The organism is Ornithinimicrobium carbonis, from assembly GCF_977012275.1.
Map to the genome: position 1 here is coordinate 567,959 of NZ_OZ348993.1, position 26,062 is coordinate 594,020.

25 protein-coding genes are annotated in these 26,062 nt (G+C 74.2%); 6 read left to right on the plus strand and 19 right to left on the minus strand.

From position 1 onward, the window contains the following. Window positions 1-18: 18 nt before the first annotated feature. From ACWHYA_RS02655 to ACWHYA_RS02725, 15 genes are all read right to left on the minus strand, one after another. On the minus strand, window positions 19-519 hold the full coding sequence (locus ACWHYA_RS02655; RefSeq protein ID WP_425939152.1) for a MarR family winged helix-turn-helix transcriptional regulator: 501 nt from the start codon (window positions 517-519) through the stop codon (window positions 19-21). Then, entirely contained in the window at window positions 503-1,534 is a 1,032-nt protein-coding gene (gene hemB, locus ACWHYA_RS02660; protein WP_425939150.1) for a porphobilinogen synthase, read from the minus strand. Before hemB ends, ACWHYA_RS02655 begins: the two co-directional genes overlap by 17 nt. Continuing rightward, window positions 1,531-3,189 (minus strand): bifunctional uroporphyrinogen-III C-methyltransferase/uroporphyrinogen-III synthase, encoded by a 1,659-nt coding sequence (locus ACWHYA_RS02665; protein ID WP_425939148.1) that lies wholly within the window; start codon window positions 3,187-3,189, stop codon window positions 1,531-1,533. The genes hemB and ACWHYA_RS02665 overlap by 4 nt, the downstream gene beginning before the upstream one ends. Then, window positions 3,186-4,160: a hydroxymethylbilane synthase gene (gene hemC / locus ACWHYA_RS02670; protein WP_425939146.1), complete on the minus strand. Its 975-nt coding sequence runs from the start codon at window positions 4,158-4,160 to the stop codon at window positions 3,186-3,188. Before hemC ends, ACWHYA_RS02665 begins: the two co-directional genes overlap by 4 nt. Then, entirely contained in the window at window positions 4,157-5,707 is a 1,551-nt protein-coding gene (gene hemA / locus ACWHYA_RS02675; RefSeq protein ID WP_425939144.1) for a glutamyl-tRNA reductase, read from the minus strand. Before hemA ends, hemC begins: the two co-directional genes overlap by 4 nt. After that, complete coding sequence (locus ACWHYA_RS02680; protein WP_425940014.1) at window positions 5,704-6,366, minus strand: redox-sensing transcriptional repressor Rex; 663 nt, start codon at window positions 6,364-6,366, stop codon at window positions 5,704-5,706. The genes hemA and ACWHYA_RS02680 overlap by 4 nt, the downstream gene beginning before the upstream one ends. A gap of 91 nt (window positions 6,367-6,457) precedes the next feature. After that, window positions 6,458-6,772, minus strand: coding sequence for a glutaredoxin family protein (locus ACWHYA_RS02685; RefSeq protein WP_425939142.1), 315 nt, complete (start codon window positions 6,770-6,772; stop codon window positions 6,458-6,460). Between the two features lie 92 nt (window positions 6,773-6,864). Next, the gene (locus ACWHYA_RS02690) at window positions 6,865-6,963 is read right to left on the minus strand and encodes a 30S ribosomal protein bS22 (RefSeq protein WP_003792170.1); all 99 of its coding nucleotides are present in this window, start codon (window positions 6,961-6,963) and stop codon (window positions 6,865-6,867) included. A gap of 213 nt (window positions 6,964-7,176) precedes the next feature. Continuing rightward, window positions 7,177-7,377: a helix-turn-helix domain-containing protein gene (locus ACWHYA_RS02695; RefSeq protein WP_425939139.1), complete on the minus strand. Its 201-nt coding sequence runs from the start codon at window positions 7,375-7,377 to the stop codon at window positions 7,177-7,179. A gap of 184 nt (window positions 7,378-7,561) precedes the next feature. Beyond that, complete coding sequence (locus tag ACWHYA_RS02700) at window positions 7,562-8,749, minus strand: acetoin utilization protein AcuC (protein WP_425939137.1); 1,188 nt, start codon at window positions 8,747-8,749, stop codon at window positions 7,562-7,564. Between the two features lie 46 nt (window positions 8,750-8,795). Further along, on the minus strand, window positions 8,796-9,335 hold the full coding sequence (locus ACWHYA_RS02705) for a GNAT family N-acetyltransferase (RefSeq protein WP_425939135.1): 540 nt from the start codon (window positions 9,333-9,335) through the stop codon (window positions 8,796-8,798). Window positions 9,336-9,428: 93 nt separating this feature from the next. Then, a complete protein-coding gene (gene proC, locus ACWHYA_RS02710) occupies window positions 9,429-10,244 on the minus strand; it encodes a pyrroline-5-carboxylate reductase (protein WP_425939133.1) in 816 nt (271 codons plus the stop codon). A 5-nt stretch (window positions 10,245-10,249) separates the two neighbouring features. After that, window positions 10,250-11,215, minus strand: coding sequence for a proline dehydrogenase family protein (locus ACWHYA_RS02715; RefSeq protein WP_425939132.1), 966 nt, complete (start codon window positions 11,213-11,215; stop codon window positions 10,250-10,252). 9 nt (window positions 11,216-11,224) lie between these two features. Then, window positions 11,225-12,043 (minus strand): sugar phosphate isomerase/epimerase family protein, encoded by an 819-nt coding sequence (locus ACWHYA_RS02720; protein ID WP_425939130.1) that lies wholly within the window; start codon window positions 12,041-12,043, stop codon window positions 11,225-11,227. Then, window positions 12,036-12,965, minus strand: coding sequence for a Ppx/GppA phosphatase family protein (locus ACWHYA_RS02725; protein ID WP_425940012.1), 930 nt, complete (start codon window positions 12,963-12,965; stop codon window positions 12,036-12,038). Before ACWHYA_RS02725 ends, ACWHYA_RS02720 begins: the two co-directional genes overlap by 8 nt. A 31-nt stretch (window positions 12,966-12,996) precedes the next feature. Between ACWHYA_RS02725 and ACWHYA_RS02730 the strand changes: the two genes are divergently transcribed. The 4 genes from ACWHYA_RS02730 to ACWHYA_RS02745 all read left to right on the plus strand — a co-directional run bounded on the left by ACWHYA_RS02730 (window position 12,997) and on the right by ACWHYA_RS02745 (window position 17,452). Beyond that, window positions 12,997-13,773 carry a hypothetical protein gene (locus tag ACWHYA_RS02730; protein WP_425939129.1) on the plus strand — a complete coding sequence of 259 codons (777 nt, stop codon included), beginning with the start codon at window positions 12,997-12,999 and terminating at the stop codon, window positions 13,771-13,773. Window positions 13,774-13,837: 64 nt separating this feature from the next. Next, window positions 13,838-15,268 carry a DNA repair protein RadA gene (gene radA, locus ACWHYA_RS02735; protein WP_425939127.1) on the plus strand — a complete coding sequence of 477 codons (1,431 nt, stop codon included), beginning with the start codon at window positions 13,838-13,840 and terminating at the stop codon, window positions 15,266-15,268. Between the two features lie 133 nt (window positions 15,269-15,401). Continuing rightward, a complete protein-coding gene (disA, locus tag ACWHYA_RS02740) occupies window positions 15,402-16,460 on the plus strand; it encodes a DNA integrity scanning diadenylate cyclase DisA (RefSeq protein WP_425940010.1) in 1,059 nt (352 codons plus the stop codon). Between the two features lie 230 nt (window positions 16,461-16,690). Next, window positions 16,691-17,452, plus strand: coding sequence for an A/G-specific adenine glycosylase (locus ACWHYA_RS02745; protein ID WP_425939126.1), 762 nt, complete (start codon window positions 16,691-16,693; stop codon window positions 17,450-17,452). On the opposite strand, the gene ACWHYA_RS02750 is transcribed toward ACWHYA_RS02745, so the two are convergent. Both ACWHYA_RS02750 and ACWHYA_RS02755 read right to left on the minus strand, forming a co-directional pair. Beyond that, the gene (locus ACWHYA_RS02750; RefSeq protein ID WP_425939124.1) at window positions 17,434-18,618 is read right to left on the minus strand and encodes a lipid II:glycine glycyltransferase FemX; all 1,185 of its coding nucleotides are present in this window, start codon (window positions 18,616-18,618) and stop codon (window positions 17,434-17,436) included. The two genes, ACWHYA_RS02745 and ACWHYA_RS02750, sit on opposite strands and share 19 nt — an antisense overlap. Before the next feature lie 5 nt (window positions 18,619-18,623). After that, entirely contained in the window at window positions 18,624-19,856 is a 1,233-nt protein-coding gene (locus ACWHYA_RS02755) for a DegT/DnrJ/EryC1/StrS family aminotransferase (protein WP_425940009.1), read from the minus strand. A gap of 66 nt (window positions 19,857-19,922) precedes the next feature. Here ACWHYA_RS02755 and ACWHYA_RS02760 point away from each other — a divergent pair, with 66 nt between their 5' ends. Both ACWHYA_RS02760 and ACWHYA_RS02765 read left to right on the plus strand, forming a co-directional pair. Further along, window positions 19,923-20,966 (plus strand): lipid II:glycine glycyltransferase FemX, encoded by a 1,044-nt coding sequence (locus ACWHYA_RS02760; RefSeq protein WP_425939122.1) that lies wholly within the window; start codon window positions 19,923-19,925, stop codon window positions 20,964-20,966. Between the two features lie 54 nt (window positions 20,967-21,020). Then, window positions 21,021-22,067: a lipid II:glycine glycyltransferase FemX gene (locus ACWHYA_RS02765; protein WP_425939120.1), complete on the plus strand. Its 1,047-nt coding sequence runs from the start codon at window positions 21,021-21,023 to the stop codon at window positions 22,065-22,067. A 60-nt stretch (window positions 22,068-22,127) separates the two neighbouring features. Here ACWHYA_RS02765 and ACWHYA_RS02770 read toward each other — a convergent pair whose 3' ends face one another. Further along, a complete protein-coding gene (locus tag ACWHYA_RS02770; RefSeq protein ID WP_425939119.1) occupies window positions 22,128-23,177 on the minus strand; it encodes a lipid II:glycine glycyltransferase FemX in 1,050 nt (349 codons plus the stop codon). Between the two features lie 134 nt (window positions 23,178-23,311). After that, window positions 23,312-25,873 (minus strand): ATP-dependent Clp protease ATP-binding subunit, encoded by a 2,562-nt coding sequence (locus tag ACWHYA_RS02775; protein ID WP_425939117.1) that lies wholly within the window; start codon window positions 25,871-25,873, stop codon window positions 23,312-23,314. Window positions 25,874-26,062 lie beyond the last annotated feature (189 nt).

Below are 26,062 nucleotides of genomic sequence, written 5' to 3' on the forward strand. Positions count from 1 at the left end.
GGCCCAGCCTGCCACGGGTCAGACGGCGTCCCCCGCCTGGTGCTCGTGCGCGCGGTTGGCGCGCACGACGCGTCGCATCTGCTCGCCGTGCGCCAGCAGGTGGTCACGGTCGAGGTGGTCCAGGAACGCCCGGCGCACGCTGTCCACGTGCACGCGCGCCAGCTGCTGCACCGCTGCATACCCCTCGTCGGTGAGGGTGAGGACCACGCCGCGGCGGTCGTCCGGGGAGGGCAGCCGCCGCACCCAGCCGCGCCGTTCGAGCCGCGACGCGGTGTGGCTGACCCTGCTGCGGGACTGCACGACGAGGTCGGCGAGCTCGGCCATCCGCATCCGGCGCCCGGGTGACTCGGCGACCATCGAGAGCAGCTCGTACTCCCCCAGGCTCACCCCGTGCGGGGCCAGGGCCTCCTCCATCGCCAGCGACACCAGATGGGTGGCTCTCAGGATCGCCCGCCAGGCGTGCTGCTCCTCCTCGTCGAGCCAGCGCACCTCGACGGCACCCTCAGTCGTCTCTCCCATGGTCTGCCCCCTGCAGCAGTCGGGCCGCGTCCACCGCATGGTAGGTCAGGACCAGGGAGGCCCCCGCCCTGCGGATCGAGGTGAGCGTCTCCAGCACCATCCGGTCGCGGTCGATCCAGCCCCGGGCCGCCGCGGCCTCGATCATGGCATACTCCCCGCTCACCTGGTAGGCGGCCACGGGCACGTCCGCGGTGGCCGCGACGTCGCTCAGCACGTCCAGGTAGGGCAGGGCCGGCTTGACCATGACCATGTCCGCCCCCTCGGCGAGGTCCAGACGCAGCTCGCGCAGGCTCTCGGTGCGGTTGGGCGGGTCCTGCTGGTAGGTGGCCCGGTCGCCGCGCAGGCTGGAGCCGACGGCCTCGCGGAACGGCCCGTAGGCGGCCGAGGCGTACTTGGCGGTGTAGGCCAGCACGGCGACGTCCTCGTGGCCGGCGGCGTCCAGGGCCTCCCGCACGACGCGGACCTGGCCGTCCATCATCCCGCTGGGCGCCACCACGTGCGCCCCGGCGCGGGCCTGCTGGACGGCCATGTCGGCGTAGCGCTCCAGGGTGGCGTCGTTGTCGACCCGACCCCGGGCGTCCAGGACACCGCAGTGGCCGTGGTCGGTGAACTCGTCCAGGCACAGGTCGCTCATGAGCACCGTGCGGTCCCCCAGCGCCGAGCGCAGGGACCGCAGGGCACGGTTGAGGACGCCGTCGGGGTCGGTGCCGCAGGACCCGGTGGCGTCCTTGACCTCCTCGGCCGGGACGCCGAACACCATGATCCCGCCCACGCCCGCGCCCACCGCCTCCTCCGCCGCCCGCAGGAGGCTGTCCGGCGTGTGCTGGACGACCCCGGGCATGGAGCTCACGGGACGGGGCGCGTCGAGGTCGTCGCGGACGAAGACCGGCAGGACCAGGTCGGCCGGGTGGACCCGGGTCTCGGCCACGAGGCGGCGCACCGCCGGGGTCGTCCGCAGGCGACGGGGGCGTTCATACGGCCGCGATGGACCGCTCCGCCGGGCCGGCGAGGTCACCGGCGGGACCGGGAACGGCGCCCGGCGGTGCGACGCTGGCTGGGGCGCAGCACCGGCTGACCCTCCGCCCGGGCCCGGGCGGCCGTCTCCCGGGCGTGCTGGGCGAGGGCGTCGACGAGCACGGTCGCGCTGGGCTCCGGCGCCACGACGTCGACGCGCAGCCCGTGCTCCTCCGCCGTCCGCGCCGTGGCCGGGCCGATGCACGCCACCACGGTGCTGGGGTGCGGCTTGCCGGCGATGCCCACGAGGTTGCGCACGGTGGAGGAGGAGGTGAAGCAGACCGCGTCGAAGGCTCCCCCCTTGATCGACTCCCGCACGGGGGCGGGCGGCGGCGCGGCCCGCACGGTCCGGTAGGCGGTGACGTCGTCCACCTCCCAGCCGGCCTCCTGCAACCCCGCCACGAGGGTCTCGGTGGCGATGTCCGCACGGGGCAGGAACACCCGGTTGATCGGGTCCAGCACGTCGTCGTAGGGCGGCCACACCTCGAGCAGGCCGACCGCCGACTGCTCCTCCTCGGGCACCAGGTCCGGCTCCAGCCCCCACTCGCGCAGGGCGGCTGCGGTGACCCCGCCCACGGCGGCGATCTTGAGCCCGGCGAAGGCGCGGGCGTCCAGGCCCAGCGCCTCGAACTTCTCCCGCACCGCCCTGACCGCGTTGACGGAGGTGAACCCGATCCACTCGTAGCGGCCGGTCACCAGACCCTTGACCGCGCGGTCCATCTGCTGGGGGGTGCGCGGCGGCTCCACGCTGATCGTCGGCACCACCGCGGACGTGGCTCCGTAGGCGGCGATCCGTTCGGTCATCGACAGCGACTGCTCCTTGGTGCGCGGCACGAGGATCGACCAGCCGAACAGCGGCTTGGTCTCGTACCACGACAGCTCGGCGCGCAGCTCGACCTGGTGCCCGACGACCGCGACCGAGGCGTCGGGACAGTCCGGGCAGCCCTTCTCCAGGGCCTCGACGGCCTCGACGAGGGTGGTGACCTTGGTGTGCTGGGTGGTCGTCGTGCCGTGCTCGGTGAGGGCCACCGGGCTGTCCTGCGGACGACCGGCGTCGAGCAGACCCTGCAGGGCCTCGCGCAGCGGGTCTCCGGACCCGAGCACGACGACGGTGATGTCGTCCCGCGCGGACAGCGACCAGTCGACGCCGGGCTCGCCGGCGGTGATCATGTGCAGCTCGCCGCTGCCCTCGTGGGTGGTCAGCGGCACCCCGGCGTAGGCGGGCACCGACCAGGCGGTGCTCACCCCGGGGACGATCTCGAACGGCACGCCGGCGTCCCGGCAGGCGAGCGCCTCGGCCGCCAGCCCGCTGAAGGCGCTGGGGTCCCCGTCCATGAGGCGGACGACCAGGTGGGAGGGGCCGTCGAAGGCGCTGGCCGTGCGCACGAGCAGCGCGCACCGGGCCCCCTCGGTGGCCGCCGGGCCGTCCTCGCCGTCGGCGACGACGAGCTCCACGTCGTCCCGGGTCCAGGCGGCCAGCTGCTCCGCCTGCCGACCCGTGTCCAGGACCACGACGTCGGCGGCGGCCAGGTAGTCGCGGGCCCGCACGGTGAGCAGACCGGGGTCTCCCGGTCCGGCACCGACGAAGGCGACCCGGCCGCAGGCGGCTGGTCGCGTCTCGGCGGCGGTGTCGATCGGGGCGGCGTCGGTGCTCACTTCTCACGCTCCGGGAGGAGGGACCCCGTGGCGGCAGCGTCCTCGCTGCCGACGACCAGGGGGTCGGGACGGGACAACAGGCGGTCGGCCACCGCGTGGCCGAGGGCGACCGGGTCGGACCCGGTCTCTGCGTGGCGCTGCGGGTCCTCCCGCAGTGCCACGAAGGCGGTGAGGGCCAGCACGCCGTCGGCGTCGGCCCGGGCGAGGGCGCCGACCGGCGCGGTGCAGCCGGCCTCGAGGCGGGACAGGACCGCCCGTTCGGCGGTGACGGCGGCCCGGGTGGGCGCGTCCTCGAGGACGTCGCGGAGGAAGGCCACGAGGTGCGCGTCGTCCTCGCGGCACTCCACCGCGAGGGCGCCCTGCCCCGCGGCGGGGAGCATGACCTCGGGGTCCAGCCGGTCGGTCGCCTCGTCGAGGCGGCCCAGCCGGGAGAGGCCGGCGCAGGCCAGCACGACGGCGTCGAGCTCGCCGCTGCGGACGAGGTCGATCCGGGTCCCCACGTTGCCGCGGATGTCGCGCACGTCCAGGTCCGGGCGCACCAGCGCCAGCTGGGCGGCCCGCCGCGGGGACCCGGTCCCCACGGAGGCGCCGGCTGGCAGGTCCTCCAGGGAGAGCCCGTCGCGCGCCACCAGGGCGTCGCGCGGGTCCTCCCGCTCGGGGACGGCGGCCACGACCAGACCCTCTTCGGGCGCGGTGGGCAGGTCCTTCAGCGAGTGGACGGCCAGGTCGATCCTGTTCTCGCGCAGAGCCTCCCGCAGGGCGGACGCGAAGACTCCGGTCCCGCCGATCTGGCGCAGGCTGGCCCGTGAGACGTCGCCCTCGGTGCGCACGTGCACCAGCTCGACGGGCGCACCCGCGGCCCGCACCCGGTCGGCCACCCAGCCCGACTGGCTCGTGGCCAGGGCGCTGGCCCGGGTGCCCAGGCGCAGCGGGCGGGTCGGGGCGTCGGTGCCCGGTCCGGGGGAGGTCATGCGCCGGCGCCTCCCTCCGCGACCGGCCCCGCGGCCGGACGGACGGCGGTCGCGAGCATGCCCAGCGGAGCGCTGGCCACCTCCGGAGGAGCGGTGCGCACCGCGGCCGGCTCGGCCGGGTCGAGGTCGAACAGCTCGCGCAGCGCCTGGCCGTAGTCGGCCGGCTCGCCGTCGTGCTGCAGCTGCTTGACCCGCACCGACGGCGTGTGCAGAAGCTTGTCGACGACCCGTTCCACGGTGCGCCGGACCTCGACCCGCTCGTGGTCGGCCAGGTGGGGGACCCGCTGGTCCAGGCGCACCATCTCCTGGTCCACGACCCTGGCGGCCCGGGCGCGCAGGGCCGCCAGGGTCGGGCCGAGCCGGGCGGCCCGTCGTTCGGTCAGGTAGGCCGCCACCTCGGCGGTGACCAGGTCGCGCACCTCCTCCACGACGTCCTGGCCGTCGGCGCCGCGGCGGGGGCCTCCGGGCGGCGGACCGGCCGGATCGTCGTTCCGAGCGACGCTCCCCGCCCGGGACGGCGACGCGGCGGTCGCGGCGCTGCCGGCGGTCTCGACGCTCCCGGCGGTCGTGGCGCTGCCGGCGCTCCCGACGGTCTCGGCGGTCTCGGCGGTCTCGGCGACCATGGCCTCCTGGAGGTCGGCCAGACCCCACAGGTGCAGACCCGGCAGCGCGGCGACGGCCGGGTCGACGTCCCGCGGCAGGGCCAGGTCCAGCACCACCGTGGGGGCCGAGCCCCGGCCGGCCCGTTCCCGGGCCGGACCGAGGGTGGCGCCCTCGAGCACGTGGCCGACCGCTCCCGTGCAGGTCACCACGAGGTCGGCGCCGGCGGCCAGGCCGACGACGTCGACCCAGTCACCGGTCCCCGCCCCGTGCTCGTCGGCCAGGCGCGCGGCCCGCTCGGCCGTGCGGTTGACCACGGTCAGGTCGCGCACCCCCGCGCGGGCCAGGGTGGCCACGGCGAGACCGGACATGGCTCCGGCACCGACGACGACGGCGCGGGCCGCGGTCAGGTCGGGCAGGACCGACCCGGCCAGGTCCAGCCCGACGCCGACCAGGGAGCGCGACACCTCGTCGATGGCGGTCTCGGTGTGGGCGCGCTTGCCGACCCGCAGCGCCTGCTGCACGAGCGGGTTGAGGACCGGGCCCAGCCGTCCGTCCTGCTGGGCCAGGGCCAGCGCCTCCCGCAGCTGGCCCAGGATCTGGCTCTCCCCGACCGCCATCGAGTCCAGGCCGCAGGCGACCGCGAAGAGATGGCTGACCGCGCGTTCGTCGTAGTGGACGTAGAGATGGGGGTTGAGCTCCTCCCGGGGGATCCCGGTCAGGTCGCACAGGCGCTCACCGACCTCGGTGAGCGCCCCGTGGAAGGTCCCGGCCTCGACGACGACCTCGAGCCGGTTGCAGGTGGCGAGCACGAGGGTCTCCTCCACGTGCTCGCCGGAGCTCACCCGCGCGGCGAGGTCACGGGCCCCGTCGACCCCCACCGCCGCCCGCTCGAGCAGCTCCATGGGCGCCGTGCGGTGCGAGAGGCCGACGACGAGGACGCTCATCCTGCCGCCTCGCCGTCCGCGTGGGCCAGCGCCTGCTGGTGCTCGTGGAAGGCCAGGATCGCCAGCTCGGTGGCCAGGTCCACCGCGCGCACGTGGACCGTGGCGGGCACCCGCAGGACCACCGGGGCGAAGTTGAGGATCGAGCGCACCCCTCGCCCGACCAGCTCGTCGGCCACGCCCTGGGCGGCGGCCGCGGGGGTGGCGATCACCCCGACACCGGCCCGGGTCGAGTCCTCGTCCAGGTCGGCCATGGTGGTGACGACGAGTCCGTCGACCCGGAGCCCGAGCACGGCGGGGTCGGTGTCCACGAGCGCCGCCACGTGGAAGCCCCGCGTGGTCAGTCCACCGTAGGACGCCAGCGCCCGGCCGAGGTTGCCCATCCCCACGATGACGACGGGCCGGGTGCGGCTCAGGCCGAGCTCGGCCGCGATCTGGTCGGAGAGGCGGGTCACGTCGTAGCCCACGCCACGCACGCCGTAGGAGCCGAGGCTGGAGAGGTCCTTGCGCACCTGCGCCGACCGCACCCCGCTGCGACCGGCGAGCTCCTCGCTGGAGGCCGAGACCCGTCCCTCCTCGGCGAGGGCGGTGAGCGCCCGCAGGTAACCGGGCAGTCGCCCGACGGTGGCCTCCGGAACCCCACGTCGGGTGGACTCGGCCATCATGGGCGGACCGGCTCCTCTCGGATCAGCTGACGTCGAGCCGGGGCCTTATATCAGACCCACGCCGGCGCTCGACGAGGACCCCCTCACTCTAGGGTCGTCGCCACCGCTGGACCAAAACGCGGACCGACGGGACCCGCCCCGGCACCCGGAGGGCCGACCGGAGGGTGCGCTCGTCGACCCGCCACCGGGCCACCTCGGCGCCGTCCACCAGCAGGACCGGCACGAGGGTGGACCACCGCTCCCGCAGCTCAGCCGGGACGTCGTCGGCGTCCAGGTCGCGCACCTGGACGGGGACGTCCGCCCCGGCCACCCGCCGCACCAGCGCGACCATCTCCTCGCAGAGGTGGCAGCCCTCGCGGGAGACCACCTCCACACGCGGGACCCGGGTGCGCCCCCACGGCATACCTGCTCCTCTCGGCACAGCACGACGGCGCCACCCGGGGGCGGCGCCGTCGTCGGTCCCGAGGTCACGACCGCGGGGGTCGTGACCAGGGATCACTTCTTGTTGCGACGCTGGTGACGCGTCTTGCGCAGCAGCTTGCGGTGCTTCTTCTTCGCCATCCGCTTGCGGCGCTTCTTGATCACAGAGCCCATGGGCCGTCCTTCGTCTCGATGGTCAGGTCGTGCCTCGGCGTCGCGCGGGGCGACCGGTCAGGGACGCGGCACCGGCACCGGCCGGCGGCATTCCTGCCACGCTCACCCGCACGACGAACCGCCCCAGCCTATCGCGGCGTCGACGCCACCCCCAAAACGGAGGTCCGGCCCCAGGGTCTGCACGCTCCGCCCGGCCCTCGCGGCGACGGGGACTCAGGCGGTGCCGTGGTAGGACTCCCGCAGGTAGTCGTGCACCGCCTTCTCGGGGACCCGGAAGGACCGTCCCACCCGCACGGCGGGGAGTTCGCCGGAGTGCACCAGTCGGTACACCGTCATCTTCGACACGCGCATCACTGCGGCCACCTCGGCCACGGTCATGAACGTCATCTCGGCGAGCTGACGCTCTTCAGCCATAGGACGTATCCCTGTCTCTTCGGTATAGACGTGGGGAACGGTCGCGGCTTCCCCTCCGGCCCGCCTCCACGTGTGCTGTCGAAGACACCCTAGGGGCAGATGTGGGTGCAGGGGAAGTCCGGGGCCCACGGTGTCCAGCGCGACACGCGGGACGGGACGGATGACACGCGTGTGATGCGCGAGCTCAGTCGAAGTAGGGGTCCAGGCCCCAGCCGGGGAAGACGGCCCGGCGGGTCGCCATGATCGCCGAGTCGACGGGATCCTCGGGGTCGTAGCCGTCGGACCACTCACCGTAGCGGATGGGGCGCCCCCCTCGGTCGCCCATGAGGGCCGGTGCCTCGCGGCCGTAGACCTCGAGCACGTGCTGGCGCCAGGACTCGGGGACCGGTGTCGAGGGGTCCACCGGTCGCCCGGTCACCACCCCCACCAGGTGCGTCCACGCCCGCGGCACCACGTCGACGAGCTCGTACCCGCCCCCGCCCAGGGCCACCCACCGGCCCCCCGCGGCCTCCTCGGCCAGCTCGCGGACCCACCCCGCGGCCACCGCCATCGCGTCCACGGTCACGGTCAGGTGGGCCAGAGGGTCGGAGAAGTGCGCGTCGCAACCGTGCTGGCTCACGACGACGTCCGGTCCGAAGGCGGCCACCACCGGCGGGACCACCGCCCGGTAGGCGCGCAACCACCCCTCGTCGCCCGTGCCGGGCGGCAGGGCCACGTTGACCGCGGTGTCCTGGGCCTTCGCCCCGCCGGTGTCCCCGGGGAAGCCGGTGCCCGGGAACAGGGCCCGGCCGGTCTCGTGGACGGACAGGGTCATGACCCGGTCGTCGTTCCAGAAGCAGCGCTCGACGCCGTCGCCGTGGTGCACGTCGAGGTCGAGGTAGAGGACCCGGCGCGCGCCCAGGTCCAGCAGCCGGTGGATGCCGACGGCGATGTCGTTGTAGACGCAGAATCCGCTCGAGGCCTCCGGCATGGCGTGGTGCAGGCCCCCGGCGATGTTCACCGCGCGCCCGGCCCGGCCGTCCCAGACGGCCTCGCAGGCCTCGACCGTGCCCCCCACGGCCAGGCTCGAGGCCTCGTGCATGCCCCAAAAGGCAGGGGTGTCCTCGGTGCCCACGCCGTGCCGGCCGGTCGCCGACCCCGGGTCGGCCGAGGCGGCGCGCACCGCCTCGACGAGCTCGGGCGTGTGGACGCTGAGGAGCTCGGCCGCCGTCGCCTCACGGACCGGACGGACCTCCACGTCGGGGTGGTCCAGCAGGCCCAGGGCGGAGGAGAGCCGGTGGGTCAGGTCGAGACGGGAGGGGTGCATCGGGTGCCCCGGGCCGAAGTCGTAGGCGGTGTAGCGCTCGTCCCACATCACCCACGACCCGGTCATGGGGCCACGGTAGACCACCGCGGCAGGGGCGCCGCGGGCCCCCGGGTCACAGCGAGGTGGGCACCCCGCCGGTGTCGCTCAGGGGGTAGACCATCATCATCTCCTCGGACTCCGCGTCCTCGTCGTCGACGCCGCGGATGCGCATGGGCCGGCGGTCGTCGGTGGGACGGAAGCCGAAGCTGGAGGCGAAGGCCACGGCCCGGCCGTTGTCGGTGCCCACCCAGTAGACCAGCTGGCGCAGACCGACCTGCCGGCCGACGGTGGCCGCCTTCTCCATGAGCCTGCGGGCCACGCCGGAGCCCCGTCGGGGAGCCTCCACCCACAGGCCGAACAGCTCGCCCGCACCGGGGATGTTGGTGCGGTGGCCGGTGCCCACGCTCACCACGCCGATGACCTCGTCGCCGTCGACGGCGAGGATGCGGCGGGAGCGCTCCATCCGATCCATCCAGTACTGGTCCTCGAACGCCTCCTCCTCCTCGGCGGAGGCCACGAAGGCCTCGGGTGACTCACGCAGCGCTCGCAGACGGACGTCGCGGTAGGCGGCCCATTCGTCCTTGTCGAGGACGCGCACGTGGATGTCGTTCATGGCCCTACTCTGTCACACGCGCGGAACGCGGCGCCGGGGTGCCCGGTGAACTCCGGCCGGCCGCGCGGTGTCCGGAGGCCGCGCCCCAGCCGGTCAGGACGGGGGTGGGGACAGCTCGTGGGAACGCCGCGCGGCGGCCTCCATCGCTGTGAGGAAGGCCGCCCGCACCTTGTGGTCCTCCAGGGCGCGCAGCGCCGCGACGCTGGTCCCGCCGGGGCTGGAGACCTGCTCGCGCAGCACGGTCGGGTGGGTCCCGGTCTCGCGGATCATGGTCGCCGCACCGTAGAGGGTCTGGACGACGAGCTCGGTCGTGGTGTCCCGGGGCAGGCCCAGCAGGACGCCCGCCTCGATCATGGCCTCGACGACGTAGAAGATGTAGGCGGGTCCGCTGCCGCTGATGGCGGTGACGGCGTCCTGGTGGGACTCGTCGAGCACGATGACCCGGCCGACGCTCTCCAGCAGGACGCGGGCCTGGTCGAGCTGGGCCGTCGTGCAGTGCCTCCCCGGGCTCATCCCGGTCATGCCCTGGTCCACGAGGGCCGGGGTGTTCGGCATGGCCCGGACCACCGAGGTGCCCGCGGGCAGGTGGTGCTCGAGGAACTCGGTGGTGATCCCGGCCGCGATGGAGACCACCAGCGTGCCGGGGCGCACCTCGTCGTGGACCTGCTCGACCAGGGCCGCCATGTCCTGGGGCTTGACCGCGAGGACCACGACCTCGGCCTGACCGACCGCCTCGTCGGCCGCTGCGGTCCGGGTCCCGTGGTCCGCGGCCACCTGGGCGGCGCGCTCGGCCCACCGGTCGGCCACGACCAGGTCCTGCGGGTCGTGCCCGGAGCGCACGAGCGCCGCGATCAGCGTGCTGCCCATGACGCCCGCCCCGAGCAGCGCGACCGTGGTGCCCGTCGCCACCACCCTCAGCCCCGCGTCGCCAGGCCGCGCAGGAAGAAGCCCAGGTTGGCCGGGCGCTCGGCCATCCTCCGCATCAGGTACCCGTACCACTGCTCCCCGTAGGGCACGTAGACCCGCATCCGCGCGCCGGTGGCCGCCAGCCGCAGCTGCTCCTCCGGGCGGATGCCGAGCAGCATCTGGAACTCGTAGGTGTCCACCTCGCGCTGGGCCTTGTCGGCCAGGACGGTGGCGATCTCCACCAGCCGGGGGTCGTGCGAGGCGACCATCGGGTAGCCCTCGCCCTCCATGAGGATCTTCAGGCAACGGACGAACGAGCGGTCGACCTCGGCCTTGTCCTGGTAGGCCACGGTCTCGGGCTCCTTGTAGGTGCCCTTGCAGAGCCGGACCCGCGAGCCCTCGGTGGCCAGGTCCCGGCAGTCCTGCTCCGTGCGGTACAGGTAGCTCTGCAGGACGGCCCCCACCCAGGGCCAGTCCTGCCGCAGGTCGGACAGCACCGACAGGGTCAGGTCGGTGGTGGTGTGGTCCTCCGCGTCGAGCGTCACCGTCGTGCCCGCGTTGGCGGCGGCCTGGCAGATCACCCGGGCGTTCTCCAGGGCGATGGCGTTGCCGTCGCGCCCCAGCGCCTGCCCCAGCGCGCTGAGCTTGAGGCTGACCTCGACCGTGCCGCCCGCCGTGAGCCCGGCCTCGGACAGGACCTCCAGGAGCGCCACGTAGGAGTCCCGGGTGTGCTCGGCCATGGCAGGGTCGACCGTGTCCTCGCCGAGGTAGTCGATGGTGACCAGGCGGCGGGTGTCCACCAGCTCGGTGGCCACGCCCAGCACCTCCTCGTCGGTCACGCCGCCGACGAAGCGACGGACGACGTCGCGGCTCACGGGGGCCGACTCGATGACCGAGCGCAGCTGGTCGTTGCGGCTCATCCCGAGCAGGGTCTGGCGCATCAGCGCGGACGGGTTGAGGTCGGCGAGGTCCATGGGCACAGGCTACGCCGGGAGGGGGCGGGCACCGGGCAGGTGGTGCTGACCCAGGTGGTGGCGGGCGTAGGCGAGGGACTCGGCCAGCGCCTCCTCGCGGACGTCGGTGCGCATCTTGCGGGTGCTGACCTCGAGGCTGACGACCCCGTCGAAACCGGTGCGCACGAGGTGGTCGAGCACGTCGCCGCAGCGCTGGCTGCCCCGTCCGGGGACCAGGTGCTCGTCCTTGAACGAGCCGAAGGAGTCCCCCAGGTGCAGGTGGCTCACCCGGTCCCCCAGGTCCTGGGCGAGCGCCAGCGGGTCGATCCCGGACGTGGCGGCGTGGGAGATGTCCAGGGTGACGTCGCCGTAGGGAAAGTCCCGTGGGTCCGGTCCGGGCAGGTAGGCCTGCATGGCGTTGACGCCGGAGCGCCAGGGGAACATGTTCTCCACGGCCAGCTTCACGCCCCAGCTGGCCTGCCGCTGGGCCACCCCCTCGATGAAGCTCTCGGCGTACCCCCGCTGCCAGCGGAACGGCGGGTGGACCACCACGCACCCTGCCCCGACCTCGGCCGCCAGGTCCAGGGACCGCTCGATCTTGCCCCACGGATCCCAGCCCCAGAGCCGCTGCGAGAGCAGCAGGGTGGGCGCGTGGATCGCTCCGACCGTCAGCTCGTGCAGCTCCGCCAGGGAGCGCAGGGCACCGGCCTCCTGCGTCACGGGGTCGGTCCAGACCATGATCTCGACGCCGTCGTACCCCAGCCGCTGGGCCACGTCGAAGGCGTAGGCGGCGTTCTCCGGGTAGACCGAGGAGGTCGACAGGTGGACGGGGATCGGGGTCTCAGTCATCGGGCAGTCCGTCCAGGAATCGAAGGATCAGTCCCTCGCGCAGCGCCCACGGGCACACCGTGAGGGACTCGGTGCCGAGCAGCTCCATGGCCGACTCCACGACCAGCGCGCCGGCCAGCAGCTGGGGCGCCCTGGCCGCCGACACCCCCGGCAGCTGGGCCCGCTCGACGGCGGTGGTGCGGGCCAGCCGCGGGACCAGCTCGGAGAGGTCGGCCAGGGTGAGGGTCCGTGGGACGTAGGGGCCGTCGCCTCGGGGCGCCGCGCCGCACACTCGCGCGAGCGAGCGGACCGTCTTGCTGGTGCCGACCGTCAGCTGGGGGGCGCCGACGCGGTCCAGCTGCGGCTGCACGGTCGCGATGCGGCTGCGGACCCGCTTGCGCAGGGCCCGCACCCCCTCGGGCCCGGGCGGGTCCCCGGCGAGCTCACGGGTGAGCCGGCCGGCGCCCAGCGGGAGCGAGACGGCGACGTCGGGCTCCTCGTCCAGGCCCGCCGCCAGCTCCAGGGACCCGCCGCCGACGTCGATCATCAGCAGCCGCCCGGCCGACCACCCGAACCACCGGCGCACGGCGAGGAAGGTCACCCTGGCCTCGTCGCCGCCGTCGAGGACCTGCAGGTCCACCCCGGACTCGGACGCCACCCGGGCCAGCACGGCCTCGGTGTTGGCGGCGTCGCGGATCGCGCTCGTGGCGAAGGCCATGACCTGCGAGACGCCGCGGCTCTCGGCGACCTCCACGCAGTCGACGACGAGTCGCGACAGGGTCGCGGAGCCCTCCTCGGAGATCAGACCGTCATCCGTGAGGTGCTCGGCCAGGCGCAGCGGCACGCTGTGGGACCAGTCCGGCCTCGGGTGGGCCCCGGGGTGCGCGTCCACCACGAGCAGGTGGACGGTGTTGGAGCCGACGTCGATGACTCCGAGGCGCATGAGCGCCATTATTGCCCCCTACCCTGGTCTGGTGACGCAGACCCCGCTCGACGCTCCCCGGGCCTGGGCCGAGTTCCAGGACCCGGCCGAGCCGGGCCAGCGGGTGCGGGCCGACCTGACCTGGCTCACCTCGCGCTGGAACTGCATCTTCGGCCGCGGCTGCCCGGGGATCGAGGCCGACCGGCCGGACGCCGGCTGCTGCACCCTGGGCGCCCACCTCACCGACGACGACGACCTCGCGCGGGTGGGGAGGGCCGTCGACCGGCTCGGACCGTCGCGCTGGGAGCGGCACGCGACCGGCACCGAGGAGGGCTGGCACGTGCGGGACGGAGGGTCCGCGACCACCCGGGTGGTCGACGGTGCCTGCGTCTTCCTCAACGGGCCGGACTTTCCCGGCGGACCGGGCTGCGCCCTGCACGGGCTGGCCCTGGCGGAAGGGGTGGAGCCGCTGACGACCAAGCCGGACGTGTGCTGGCAGCTCCCCGTGCGCCGCTCCTACCGCGACGTCGAGCTGCCCGACGGCGAGGCCTACCTGGAGGTCACGATCGGCGAGTTCGACCGGCGCGCCTGGGGCCCGGGGGGCCACGACCTGGACTGGTACTGCACCGGTTCCCCCGAGGCGCACACGGCGGCCGAGCCGGTCTGGCTCACGCTGCGGGCGGAGCTGGAGGAGCTCCTGGGGACGGCGGCCTACGACGTCCTGGCCCGGCTGTGCACGGAGCACGACCGGCGTCGCCTGCCCCTGCTCGTGCACCCGGCCACCGCCGGGGCCACCGCCGCGGCGGCCGCCGGACGCCTCCCCGGCTGACCGCCGGCCGGCTGACCGACCGGGGACGGCCGGGCCTGTCGGTGCCGCCCCCTACCCTGGCCGGGTGGCGAGCAGGAGCGGGAGCAGACCGACGTACCGGTGCACGGAGTGCGGCTGGACGGCGGTGAAGTGGGTCGGCCGGTGCGGGGAGTGCCAGGCGTGGGGGACGGTGGTCGAGCAGGGCGCGCCCGCCGCGGTGCGCACCTCCGCCCAGCCCCCGCCGCGCCCGGCGCGCCCGATCGCCGACGTGGACGCCCGCACGGCCCGGGCACGGCCTACCGGGGTGGGCGAGTTCGACCGGGTCCTCGGCGGCGGCCTGGTCCCCGGGGCGGTGGTGCTCATGGCCGGCGAGCCGGGGATCGGCAAGTCCACCCTGGCCCTCGACGTCGCCGCCCGGGCGGCCCGGGACGGCCGGCGGGTGCTCTACGTCTCCGGCGAGGAGTCCGCGGCCCAGGTCAAGCTGCGGGCCGAGCGGATCGGAGCGCTGGCCGACACGCTCTTCCTGGCCGCCGAGACCGACCTGGCGACCGTGCTGGGGCAGGTCGAGCAGACCGGCCCCGAGCTCCTCGTCGTCGACTCGGTGCAGACGGTGGCCTCGGCCGAGGTCGACGGCGCCCCCGGCAACGTGGGCCAGGTCCGGGAGGTGGCCTCTGCCCTGATCCAGGTCGCCAAGGCCCGCAGCATCGCGGCCGTCCTCATCGGCCACGTGACCAAGGACGGTTCCATCGCCGGCCCGCGGGTGCTGGAGCACCTCGTCGACGTCGTGGTCCAGTTCGAGGGCGAGCGCCACTCCCGCCTGCGGCTGGTACGGGCCGTGAAGAACCGGTTCGGTCCCACCGACGAGGTCGGCTGCTTCGACCTGGGCGACTCGGGGATCGTCGGGCTCCCCGACCCCAGCGGGCTGTTCCTCACCAGTCGCGACCGGCCGGTCCCGGGCACGTGCGTGACCGTCACCCTGGAGGGGCGCCGGCCCCTCGTCGCCGAGCTCCAGGCCCTCGTCAGCGAGGCCGCCGCCGGTTCGCCGAGACGGACCACCAGCGGGCTGGACGCCTCCCGGCTGGCCATGGTGCTCGCGGTGCTCGGTCAGCGGGCGGGGGTGCCCCTGGGACGGCACGACTGCTACGCGGCCACCGTCGGCGGGGTACGGCTCACCGAACCCTCGGCGGACCTGGCGCTGGCGCTCGCGCTGACGGGCGCGCTCGTGGACCTGCCCCTGCCCGTCGGCACCATCGCCGTCGGCGAGGTCGGGCTGGCCGGTGACCTGCGGCCGGTGACCGGGCTCCCCCGCCGGCTCGCGGAGGCCGCCCGCATCGGGTTCACCGAGGCGGTCGTCCCCACCGGGTCGCTCACCGAGGGCAGCCCGCCCCCCGGCATGCGGGTCCACGAGGTCGCCACGCTCGCCGAGGCCGTCGCCCTCGTGGACCGGGCGGCCCGCGCGGTCGACGGCACGGGGGTTCCGCCGGGGCGGGTCCCGGTGTCGGCGCGCGGGGGCTGACGGCTCGCGGGGCCCGCGTGGACGCGACGCCCCTGCCCCACGGCGCATAGGATCGGGCCGGGGATCAACAGGCGGGCCCCCGGCCAGACCCGCCGGAAGGTGAGGGACGGTGGCTGAACGCACCGACGAGGAGATGCTGCGGGCCACGCTCGCCGCCGTCGCCCCGGGCACCGACCTGCACGACGGTCTGGAGCGGATCCTGCGCGGCAGCACGGGAGCGCTCATCGTGCTCGGCAGCGACCGGACGGTGGAGTCGATCAGCAGCGGCGGGTTCGAGCTGGACGTGGAGTTCTCGGCCACCCGCCTGCGCGAGCTGGCCAAGATGGACGGTGCCATCGTGCTCAACCGGGACGCGAGCCGGGTCCTGCGGGCGGCCACCCAGCTGGTGCCCGACCCCTCGATCGAGACGCGCGAGAGCGGCACGCGTCACCGGACCGCCGAGCGCGTGGCCAAGCAGACCCAGCTGCCGGTGATCTCGGTCAGCCAGTCGATGTCGATCATCGCCCTCTACGTCGGGTCGACCCGCCACGTGCTGGAGCCGCGCGCCCAGATCCTGGCGCAGGCCAACCAGGCCCTGCAGACCCTGGAGCGCTACCGCTCCCGGCTCGACGAGGTGACCGCCAACCTCTCCGCCCTGGAGATCGAGGACCTGGTCACCATCCGGGAGGTCGCCTCGGTCCTGCAGCGGCTGGAGATGGTGCGCCGGATCAGCGCCGAGATCGAGCAGTACGTCGTCGAGCTCGGGGTGGACGGGCGCCTCGTGGGTCTGCAGCTGGAGGAGCTCACCGGCGGCATCGGCCGGGACCGGGAGCTGGTGATCCGCGACTACGCCGCGGCGGCCGAGGCGATCCGCGACCCCGCCGACGTGCTGGACTCCCTCTCCCGGCTCGACCCCGCAGAGCTGCTCGACCTGACCGCGGTCGCCCGCTGCATGGGCATCACCGTCATCGGGGACGGCATGGACCACCACAGCCTCAGCCCCCTCGGCTACCGCCTCCTGCACCGCATACCCCGCCTGCCCGGGGCCATCGTCGAACGCCTCGTCGACCACTTCGGCAGCTTCCAGGCGCTGCTCAGCGCCGGCCTGGAGGACCTGCAGCGGGTCGAGGGCGTCGGCGAGGCACGGGCCCGCGCCGTGCGCGAGGGTCTCTCCCGGCTGGCCGAGTCCTCGATCCTGGAGCGCTACTCCTGACCCCCGCCGGCTCACCTCCCGGGGCCGGGCAGGCGGAGCAGCTCGGTGCCGCCCCTGCGGCCGGCACCCGCACCGTCGCAGGGGCCGGACCGCAGGCGGGCGGCCTGCCACCGGGCACAGACGTCGACCGGCTGCACGAACGCACCCTGGACTGGTTCGCCGCGCACCGCCGGGACCTGCCGTGGCGGCGTCCGGGCTGCACCCCCTGGGGGATCCTCGTGTCGGAGGTCATGCTGCAGCAGACCCCGGTGGCCAGGGTCGAGCCCGTGTGGCACCGGTGGATGGAGCGCTGGCCCACCCCCGCGGACCTGGCCACCGCCGCCCCGGGGGACGCGGTGCGGGCGTGGGACCGGCTGGGCTACCCACGCCGGGCGCTGCGGCTGCACGCCGCGGCCGCGGCGGTGGTCGAGCGGCACGGGGGGCGGGTGCCCGAGCAGGAGGACGCGCTGCGCGCCCTGCCCGGTGTCGGGGCGTACACGGCGGCGGCCGTCGCCGCCTTCGCCTTCGGCCGGCGGACCGCTGTCGTCGACACCAACGTCCGGCGCGTGCACGCCCGTGCGGTCACGGGCAGGGCGCTGCCCGCCCCCGCCCTCACCGCGGCCGAGACGGCGCTGGCCGTCGACCTGCTCCCTGCCGACGCACCGACGGCCGCGGCCTGGAGCGTGGCGGCCATGGAGCTGGGGGCGCTGGTGTGCACGGCCCGGTCGCCCCGGTGCCCGCGCTGCCCCCTTCTCGACCGGTGCGCCTGGGTGGCCGCCGGATCTCCTCCCCACGACGGACCGCCCCGGCGGGGCCAGGCGTGGGAGGGCACCGACCGGCAGTGCCGGGGCCGGCTGCTCCAGGTGCTGCGCGAGAGCGACGGGCCGGTGGCGGGGCCCAGGCTGCGGACGGCGTGGCCGGACGAGCTCCAGCGCGAGCGCTGCCTCGACGGCCTGGTCGCCGACGGGCTCGTGGAACCGCTGCCGCAGGACCGCTACCGGCTCCCCGCCTGATCCGCCGTCCGGTCCTCCGTCAGGACCCTCGCCCGGCCCCCGTCGCCGGCGACCTCTGGCGGCCGCGCCCTGCGGGCGGCCAGGGCCGTGCGGGCCCGCGACAGCCGGCCGGCGAGCTCGCGGCGGCCACGCTGCACGCGCGGCACCGCCGAGGCGAGCAGGCGGTAGAGCGCGGGCCGGTGGACCACGTCCACCTCGCCGACGTACTCGGTGGCCCCGCCGTCACCCTTGCAGAATCCCCGCTTGAAGAGGTACAGCCCGTCGGTCTCGGAGAGCTCGAACACCCCGCCCATGTCGTAGGACTCCGCGCCGGTGGCCAGTCCCCGCACCATGATGTCGTGGTTCATCACCTGGTTGGGCCCGGTGCTGCGCCGGATGTCGTTGGACCCGGCGTAGAGGTAGTACAGCTTGCCCCAGTAGTCGACGGTCACCGAGGCCGCCAGCACGTCGCCCTCGTGCTCGGCCAGCACCACGTGCATCCGGTCCTCGAAGGCCCGGCGCATCCGGTGGAAGTAGGGCAGCTCCCGGGCGGTGATCCCGTTGCGCTGGGCCATGTGGCGGTAGATCTCGTGGAAGGTGACCAGGTCGGCCATCTCCGTGGCCTCCCGCGTGGTCACCCCCTTGCGCCTCCCGCTGCGCACCTTGTTCCGGGTCTTCCCGTCGTACTTGGCCAACAGCTCGTCCTCGGAGAGCTGACGTCCGTCCTCGTCCTGGAGGCGGACGACCATCGTGAACCGGGGCTGGACGATGTCGTCCTTGTCCGCCCCCACGTTCTTGACCCGCCAGCCGGGCTGCGACCGCATCCAGGCGTCCAGCCCCTCGTCGAACCGGACCTCGGGGTCGAAACGGGTCATCACCGCCCGGTGGCGCTCGACGAGCGGCTGCGCCTCGGCCAGGATCCGCAGGACCAGGTCCTTGTCGTTCCAGTCGACGAGCGGCCCGCGGGGGGCGTAGAGGACCGAGAAGCCTCCGGGCAGCCGCCGCACGAGCAGCGTCATCGCGGCGACGATGCGGCCGTCCTCCTCGACGTAGACGGCCTCCTGGCCCCACTCGTCCTTGACGATCCCCCACCGCAGGTCCTGGGTCACGGACCGGTGGGGGTGGGAGCGCACGAAGGCGCTGTAGCGGTCGACGGCCGCGGGGTCGGCGAGATCCAGGACGGGCACGGGGGCTACCGTACCTGCCCCTGGTGGCGCCCCTCCCGGACGACCGGACGCAGCACCTCCACCGTCCGGTGCGCGGCCTTGATGCTCACCAGCGGCGAGGTGGGCAGGGTGAGCACGCGGGCGGAGACCTCCTCGGCCACCGGGGACCCGCTCGGGTCGTAGTGCAGGTCGGACCGGCGCCGCGGGCCGGGCCACAGGGTCGGCCGGTACCAGGCACCGGCGTCCAGACCCTCGCCCCGCAGGGCCGCCAGCACCGCCTCGGCCACCTCGGTGGAGGGGACGAGGAGGGGGAAGCGCACGAGGGTGGTCGCCGGATCCTCCAGGAGACGGGGGACGGCGACACCGGGCTCCCCGCTGAGCCCGAGGCGGTAGACCGCGGCGACGGCCCGCCGGTGCTCGCCGGTGGTGCCCAGCACGGGCAGGGTCCGGCGCATCCTGCGCAGGACGTCCTCGGAGGGGAGGTGGGGCTCGCCCACGCTGCGGCCCGAGCGCTCGGCGTCGGTGACGTCCAGCTCGACCAGACCCCGTTCGGCCGCGGCGGACAGCACCCGTGCGCCGGGGGGCCCCAGGCGGCCCGCCACGCGGCGCAGGGGACCGCCCGCCCGCCGGGCGACCGCGTCGCGCCGACCGGCCTGCGGCAGGTCCGCCAGCGCCCCGGCGAGGACGTCGTGCCAGGGCCCTTCGCGCAGGGCCGGTGAGATCCACACGGCGGCTCCCGACGCGAGCGGAAGGGCCCCGCCGGCCTCGAACCCGTGCAGCGAGATGTCGGCGGCCACCAAACCGTCGGCCGTGCGGGCCAGGTGTCCGGGGCAGTGGGCGCTGTCCTCCACCAGGAGCGCCCCGGGCGGCAGGAACGCGCGCAGCCGGGCGACCGGGGCCACCGGCCCGAACGTGTGCCGGACGACCACCGCCCGCGTGGAGGAGGAGGACACCATCGGCACCGTGGCCGGGTCCAGCGAGAGGGTGTCGCGGTCGATGTCGGCGTAGCGGGGCCGGTGCCCGGCGCCCAGCACCGGCGTGACGGTGGTCAGCGGGGCGAAGGGCTGCACGACCACCTCGCCCGGGCCGGCGTGCCCGCAGACGGCCCGGAGCACGGCCAGGGCGGCGTGCCGGTCTCGGTCCACGAGGAACCAGTCGGCCGGGTCCGTGCCCGACCGCCGCGCCAGCTGCTCCCGGACCGCGGAGGCCGCGGACGACGGAGGCGGTGCCGTGGCCGGTGCCGGTGTCGCGGAGCCCATCACGCCTACGGAGTCTAGGTGTCGGGAGCCCGGCCCACCCCTTGGGCCTCGCATAGGGTGAGCGCCATGGCCCTCACGTTCGAGACCTCTCCTCCGGCCGCGGGCTGGAACGCCCGGATCGCGGCCACCCCGAACGGCGGCAACATCTACCAGAGCCACGAGCTGGGCGAGGTCAAGCGGATGGCCCGATGGCGTCCCCTCTACGCCGAGTCGCACGGCGTGGCCATGACGATCCACGAGAAGGCGGCCCCCGGCTTCGGGACCGTCTGGTACCTGCCGAAGGGGCCGTGCGTGGACGGGACCGCGTCCCTGGCGCCGGTCGTGGACGACCTGCGCGAGGCCGCCCGCGCCCGGGGGGTGATGTTCGTGCGCCTGGAGCCGGAGATCCGCGAGGAGGAAGGGGCCCTGGCCGGCCTGCGGGCCATGGGCCTGGTGCGGACCGACCCCGTCCAGCCGCACTCCTCCACCGTGCTGTTCGCCCTGCCGGAGTCCCCCGAGGACCTGCTGGGCGCCTATCCGTCCAAGACCCGCAACATGGTCCGCCGCGCCGGCCGCGAGGGCGTGCAGGTCGAGCGGGCTCCGGGCACGGAGGAGACCTTCGAGCTGATGTGGCGCCTTTGGTCGGCGGTGGTCGAGGACCAGGGGCTGGGGGTCCGGGGCCACGACTACTTCGTCGAGAGCTGGCGCATCATGGTCTCCGGCGGCCTGGCGCAGCCGTTCCTCGCGCGCAGGGACGGCGAGCCGCTGGCCTGGGCGCTGGTCGCGGCGCTCGGGACGGTCGCCGCCTACAAGGAGGGGGCCAGCCTGCGCGAGCGGCCGGTGCCCGGCGCCAGCCAGCTGCTCCAGCACGAGGGCATGCGGTGGGCGATCGAGCGTGGCGCCCGCACCTACGACCTCGTCGGCGTGCCGCACTCCTCCCGCCTGGACGACCGCTCGGACCTGCGGTACGGACTGGGGGTCTTCAAGCGCGGGTTCAGCAAGGAGGTCACCGACTGGGTGGGCGCGTGGGACCTCGTCCTGCGGCCCCGGAGGTATGCCGCGTGGCAGCGCCTCGGGCAGCGCGTGGTCACGCGCGTGCAGCGGCGTGAACCCGGTGACGCCTTCTGGTGAGCGGTCCCGACCGGCGGGAGGGTGATGCCCGGCCGTGTCCGTAGGATGACCGCCATGGGTCTGATCGAGAGCCGTCCGTCGACCGCGGCCGAGTGGGACGCGCAGGTGGTGGCCGCACCCGGACCGTCGTCGATGTTCCAGACGCACGAGTTCGCCCAGGTCAAGGAGCGGGTCGGCTGGCGTCCCCGCTTCCTCGTCGTGGACGGCGTCGCCGTCACGGTGCACACCCGCACCGCCCCGGGGCTCGGCCGGGTCTGGTACGCCCCCAAGGGACCCTCGGTCGCCTCGGTCGACCAGCTGGCCTCGCTGCTGCCCACGCTGGCGGAGGCGGCCCGGGCCGACGGGGCCTTCCTGCTCAAGGTCGAGCCGGAGCTGCTGGAGAACCCCGAGACGCTGGCGGCCCTGGACTCCCTGGGGCTCGTCCGGGCCGGCCGGGTGCAGACGAACGCCTCCACGGTCCTCGTGGACGTCTCCGGGGACGCCGAGGAGCTGATCATGCGTCTACCGGGCAAGGTGCGCAACCAGGTCCGCCGGGCCCAGCGCGACGGCCTGGAGGTCGAGCGGGTCCCGGCGACCGAGGAGAACTACGAGCGGCTGTGGCGGATGTGGGCCGAGGTCGTCGAGGACCAGGGCATCGCCACCCGCGACCGCGAGTACCAGGTGGGCCTGTGGCGCACCTTCTGCGAGGCCGGGCTGGCCCAGCTCTTCCTCACCCGCTTCCAGGGGCAGGACGTCGCGGGGGCCTTCGTCACGGTGGTCGGTGACGTCGCCTGCTACAAGGACGGGGCGAGCGTGCGCGACCGGCCGGTGCGGGGCGCCAGCCAGCTCCTGCAGTACGAGGCCATGCGGTGGGCGCAGGAGCAGGGCGCCACCGTCTACGACCTGTGCGGCACCCCCCACTCGACCAGGGTGGCCGACGAGGACGACCCGTTCTTCGGCATCGGCGTCTTCAAGCGCGGGTTCAACAAGCAGGTCACCGACTGGGTGGGTGCCCTGGACCTGCCGCTGCGGCCGCGGCGCTACCAGGCCTGGACCCGGTTCGGCCACCGCGTCCTGGCCAAGGCCCTCTCGCGCGGCCGCAGCGGGTCGAGCTTCTTCTAGGGGCCCTCCCCACCACTGGCCGAGCGCGTCTGGGGCCGGGGCCGGGGCCGGGGCCGGGGGTCAGTAGAACAGCGGGTTGCGCGCCCTGGTCAGCCGGGCGTGGACCCGCAACCCCACCCGGTCCCAGACGGCCGTACGTCGTCGGTCCACGACCAGCCGGACGCTGCCGACGGTGTCGGTGATCGGCCCGAAGGCCGTCTTGAACTGCACGAGCCCGTGCAGGGGGTGGTCCTGGTCGTCGGCCGCCCAGCTCGGCGGCACGCCGTACAGGTCGTAGGTGGTGGCCCCCCGCTCCTTGCACCAGCGCATCGACTCCCACTGGACGCGGTACTGCAGGCCGTTGGCTGCCGGGGTGCGCACCGACCCGCCGTCGCGGTAGTAGCCCAGGTCGCCGTGCTGCCACAGGAACGCGCCGGCCTCGGGCTCGGCCACGTCGGCGGAGGACCTGGCCAGCACGACATGGCCCTGGCCCAGGTCGCGGTAGAGGCGCCAGGCCCTGACGTAGTACTCCTTGGGGCGCAACGGGAAACCGGCCCGCTCCACGGTGGGGGCGTACAGCTGCCAGAACGTCTCGATGGCCTCGTCGTCGGTGCGGTGCTCCACGACCGCGTCCGAGGCCTTGCGGATGGCCCTGCGCGCCCGCTGCCGGAAGGAGGCCAGCAGCTCGTCCTCGTCGGGCCGCAGGTCGATGAGGACGGTGTGGTGCCCCTGCTGCAGGTCGGTGAACTCCTCCAGCCCCGGTATGCCGGCGACCAGGTCCGAGCGCGTCTCCGGCCCCTCGGCGGGCACCGGTGGCTCGAAAATGACGCTGAAGGCACCCACCGTGCGCAGGTCCTCGCAGATGGCCCGGACGTGCTCGGGGTCGGTCACCCTCGGACCCATGGGGGCGTACCAGAGCTCGCCGAAGGGGGGCACCTTCTTGACCAGGTAGAGGGCCGGGACCGACGGCCGGCCCGGGTGCTCGTGGACGACCTGGCGCGCGGACGCCCAGGCGCCCGACTTGATCTCGGCGTAGGGCGCCAGCTGCATGAGGTCGACACCGCCCGGGCTGGCCCGCACCAGGTCGTCCCAGCCGGCCGTCTCCTCGGGGGTCGCGTCGCGCAGCGTCATGCCGCAACCCTAACCGTCCACCGCCGGCGTCCTGCCACGTCGCCGGGCGGGCGGCTGCGGACGTGCGGACGGGGCGCACCGCGGTGGCGGTGCGCCCCGTCCGGTCGTGCTCGGGGTATGGCGTGCGCGCGGGCTCAGCCGGCGTGCTCGCCCTGCTCCTCGGCGGGACCACCGGAGGTGGCCGGCTCCACCGGCAGGGTGTCCGGCACCGCCGAGGGCTTGGGCTGCCCCTGGAAGGTGAAGACCTTGTCCCGGGTGCGGTCCTCGCCCACGGTGTCCTCCACGTCGACGACCACGATCTCGCCGGCGCCGATCTGCCCGAAGAGGATCTTCTCGGAGAGCTGGTCCTCGATCTCGCGCTGGATCGCGCGGCGCAGCGGCCGGGCGCCCAGGACGGGGTCGTAGCCCTTCTTGGCGAGCAGCTCCTTGGCCGACTGCGTGAGCTCGAGGGCCATGTCCTTGTCCTTGAGCCGCACGTCCAGCTTGGCGATCATCAGGTCCACGATCTGGACGATCTCGGCCTGCGAGAGCTGCGGGAAGACGATCGTGTCGTCCACGCGGTTGAGGAACTCGGGACGGAAGTGCTGCTTGAGCTCGTCGATGACCTTGTTCTTCATCCGGTCGTAGCTGCTCTGGGTGTCCGGACCGGCCGAGAACCCCAGGGAGATGCCCTTGGCGATGTCCCGGGTGCCCAGGTTGGTCGTCATGATGATGACGGTGTTCTTGAAGTCGACGACCCGACCCTGGGAGTCGGTCAGACGACCGTCCTCCAGGATCTGCAGCAGGCTGTTGAAGATGTCCGGGTGCGCCTTCTCGACCTCGTCGAAGAGCACGACCGAGAACGGCTTGCGCCGCACCTTCTCGGTGAGCTGACCACCCTCCTCGTAACCGACGTAGCCGGGGGGCGAGCCGAACATCCGCGAGACGGTGTGCTTCTCGGAGTACTCCGACATGTCGAGGGTGATGAGTGCGTCCTCGTCGCCGAAGAGGAACTCCGCCAGCGCCTTGGCCAGCTCGGTCTTGCCGACGCCGGTGGGGCCGGCGAAGATGAACGAGCCACCGGGGCGGCGGGGGTCCTTCAGGCCGGCCCGGGTGCGCCGGATGGCCTGGGACAGCGCGGTGATCGCGTCGTCCATGCCGACGATCCGCTTGTGCAGCTCGTCCTCCATGTGGAGCAGCCGCTGGGACTCCTCCTCGGTGAGCTTGAACACCGGGATGCCGGTCGCGGCGGCGAGGACCTCGGCGATCAGCTCCTCGTCGACCTCGGACACGACGTCCATGTCGCCGTTCTTCCACTCCTTCTCGCGCTCGGCGCGGGACTGGGTGAGCTTGTGCTCCTCGTCCCGCAGCCGCGCGGCCTTCTCGAAGTCCTGGGCGTCGATCGCCGACTCCTTCTCCCGCTTGGCGTGGGAGATCTTCTCGTCGAACTCGCGCAGGTCCGGCGGAGCGGTCATCCGGCGGATGCGCAGCCGGGCGCCCGCCTCGTCGATGAGGTCGATCGCCTTGTCGGGCAGGAAGCGGTCGTTGATGTAGCGGTCGGCCATCCCCGCGGCCGCCACGAGCGCGGCGTCGGTGATGGAGACCCGGTGGTGGGCCTCGTAGCGGTCGCGCAGGCCCTTGAGGATCTCGATCGCGTGCGACAGCGTGGGCTCGGCGACCTGGATCGGCTGGAAGCGGCGCTCCAGCGCGGCGTCCTTCTCGATGTGCTTGCGGTACTCGTCCAGGGTCGTGGCCCCGATGGTCTGCAGCTCGCCGCGGGCCAGCATGGGCTTGAGGATGCTCGCGGCGTCGATGGCGCCCTCGGCGGCACCCGCCCCGACGAGGGTGTGGATCTCGTCGATGAACAGGATGATGTCCCCGCGGGTGCGGATCTCCTTGAGCACCTTCTTGAGCCGCTCCTCGAAGTCGCCGCGGTAGCGGCTGCCGGCGACGAGCGCACCGAGGTCGAGCGTGTAGAGCTGCTTGTCCTTCAGCGTCTCGGGCACGTCGCCGCGGACGACGTCCTGGGCCAGACCCTCGACGACGGCGGTCTTGCCGACGCCGGGCTCGCCGATGAGGACCGGGTTGTTCTTGGTGCGGCGGGACAGCACCTGCATGACCCGCTCGATCTCCTTCTCGCGACCGATGACCGGGTCGAGCTTGCCCTCCCGCGCGGCCTGGGTCAGGTTGCGGCCGAACTGGTCCAGCACCAGCGAACCGGCCTGCTGGCCCTCCGCGCCGCCGCTGGGGCCCACGCCCGCGCTCGCGGTCTCCTTGCCCTGGTAGCCCGAGAGCAGCTGGATGACCTGCTGGCGGACCTTGTTCAGGTCGGCACCGAGCTTGACGAGCACCTGGGCGGCCACGCCCTCGCCCTCGCGGATCAGGCCGAGCAGCAGGTGCTCGGTCCCGATGTAGTTGTGGCCCAGCTGCAGCCCCTCGCGCAGCGAGAGCTCGAGGACCTTCTTGGCCCTCGGGGTGAAGGGGATGTGCCCGGTCGGGGACTGCTGGCCCTGCCCGATGATCTCCTGCACCTGCTCGCGGACGGCGTCCAGGGAGATCCCCAGCGACTCCAGCGCCTTGGCGGCGACACCCTCCCCCTCGTGGATCAGGCCGAGCAGCAGGTGCTCGGTCCCGATGTAGTTGTGGTTGAGCAGCCGCGCCTCTTCCTGGGCGAGCACCACGACCCGCCGGGCCCGGTCGGTGAACCGTTCGAACATCGTCACTCCTCGACTAGCGTCTCGTCACGCGGTCGGCGGCCGGAGCCCACCCGCGCGGGCGTACGTCCACTCTACGTGGCGTCTGAGAACCTCAACGTCCTCGTGCACCGTCGGTGTTCCACGAGGGCCGCCTGTTCGCCCCTGGCATAACCGGACGGCCCCCGACGGCCACCGTCACGCGCCACCGGA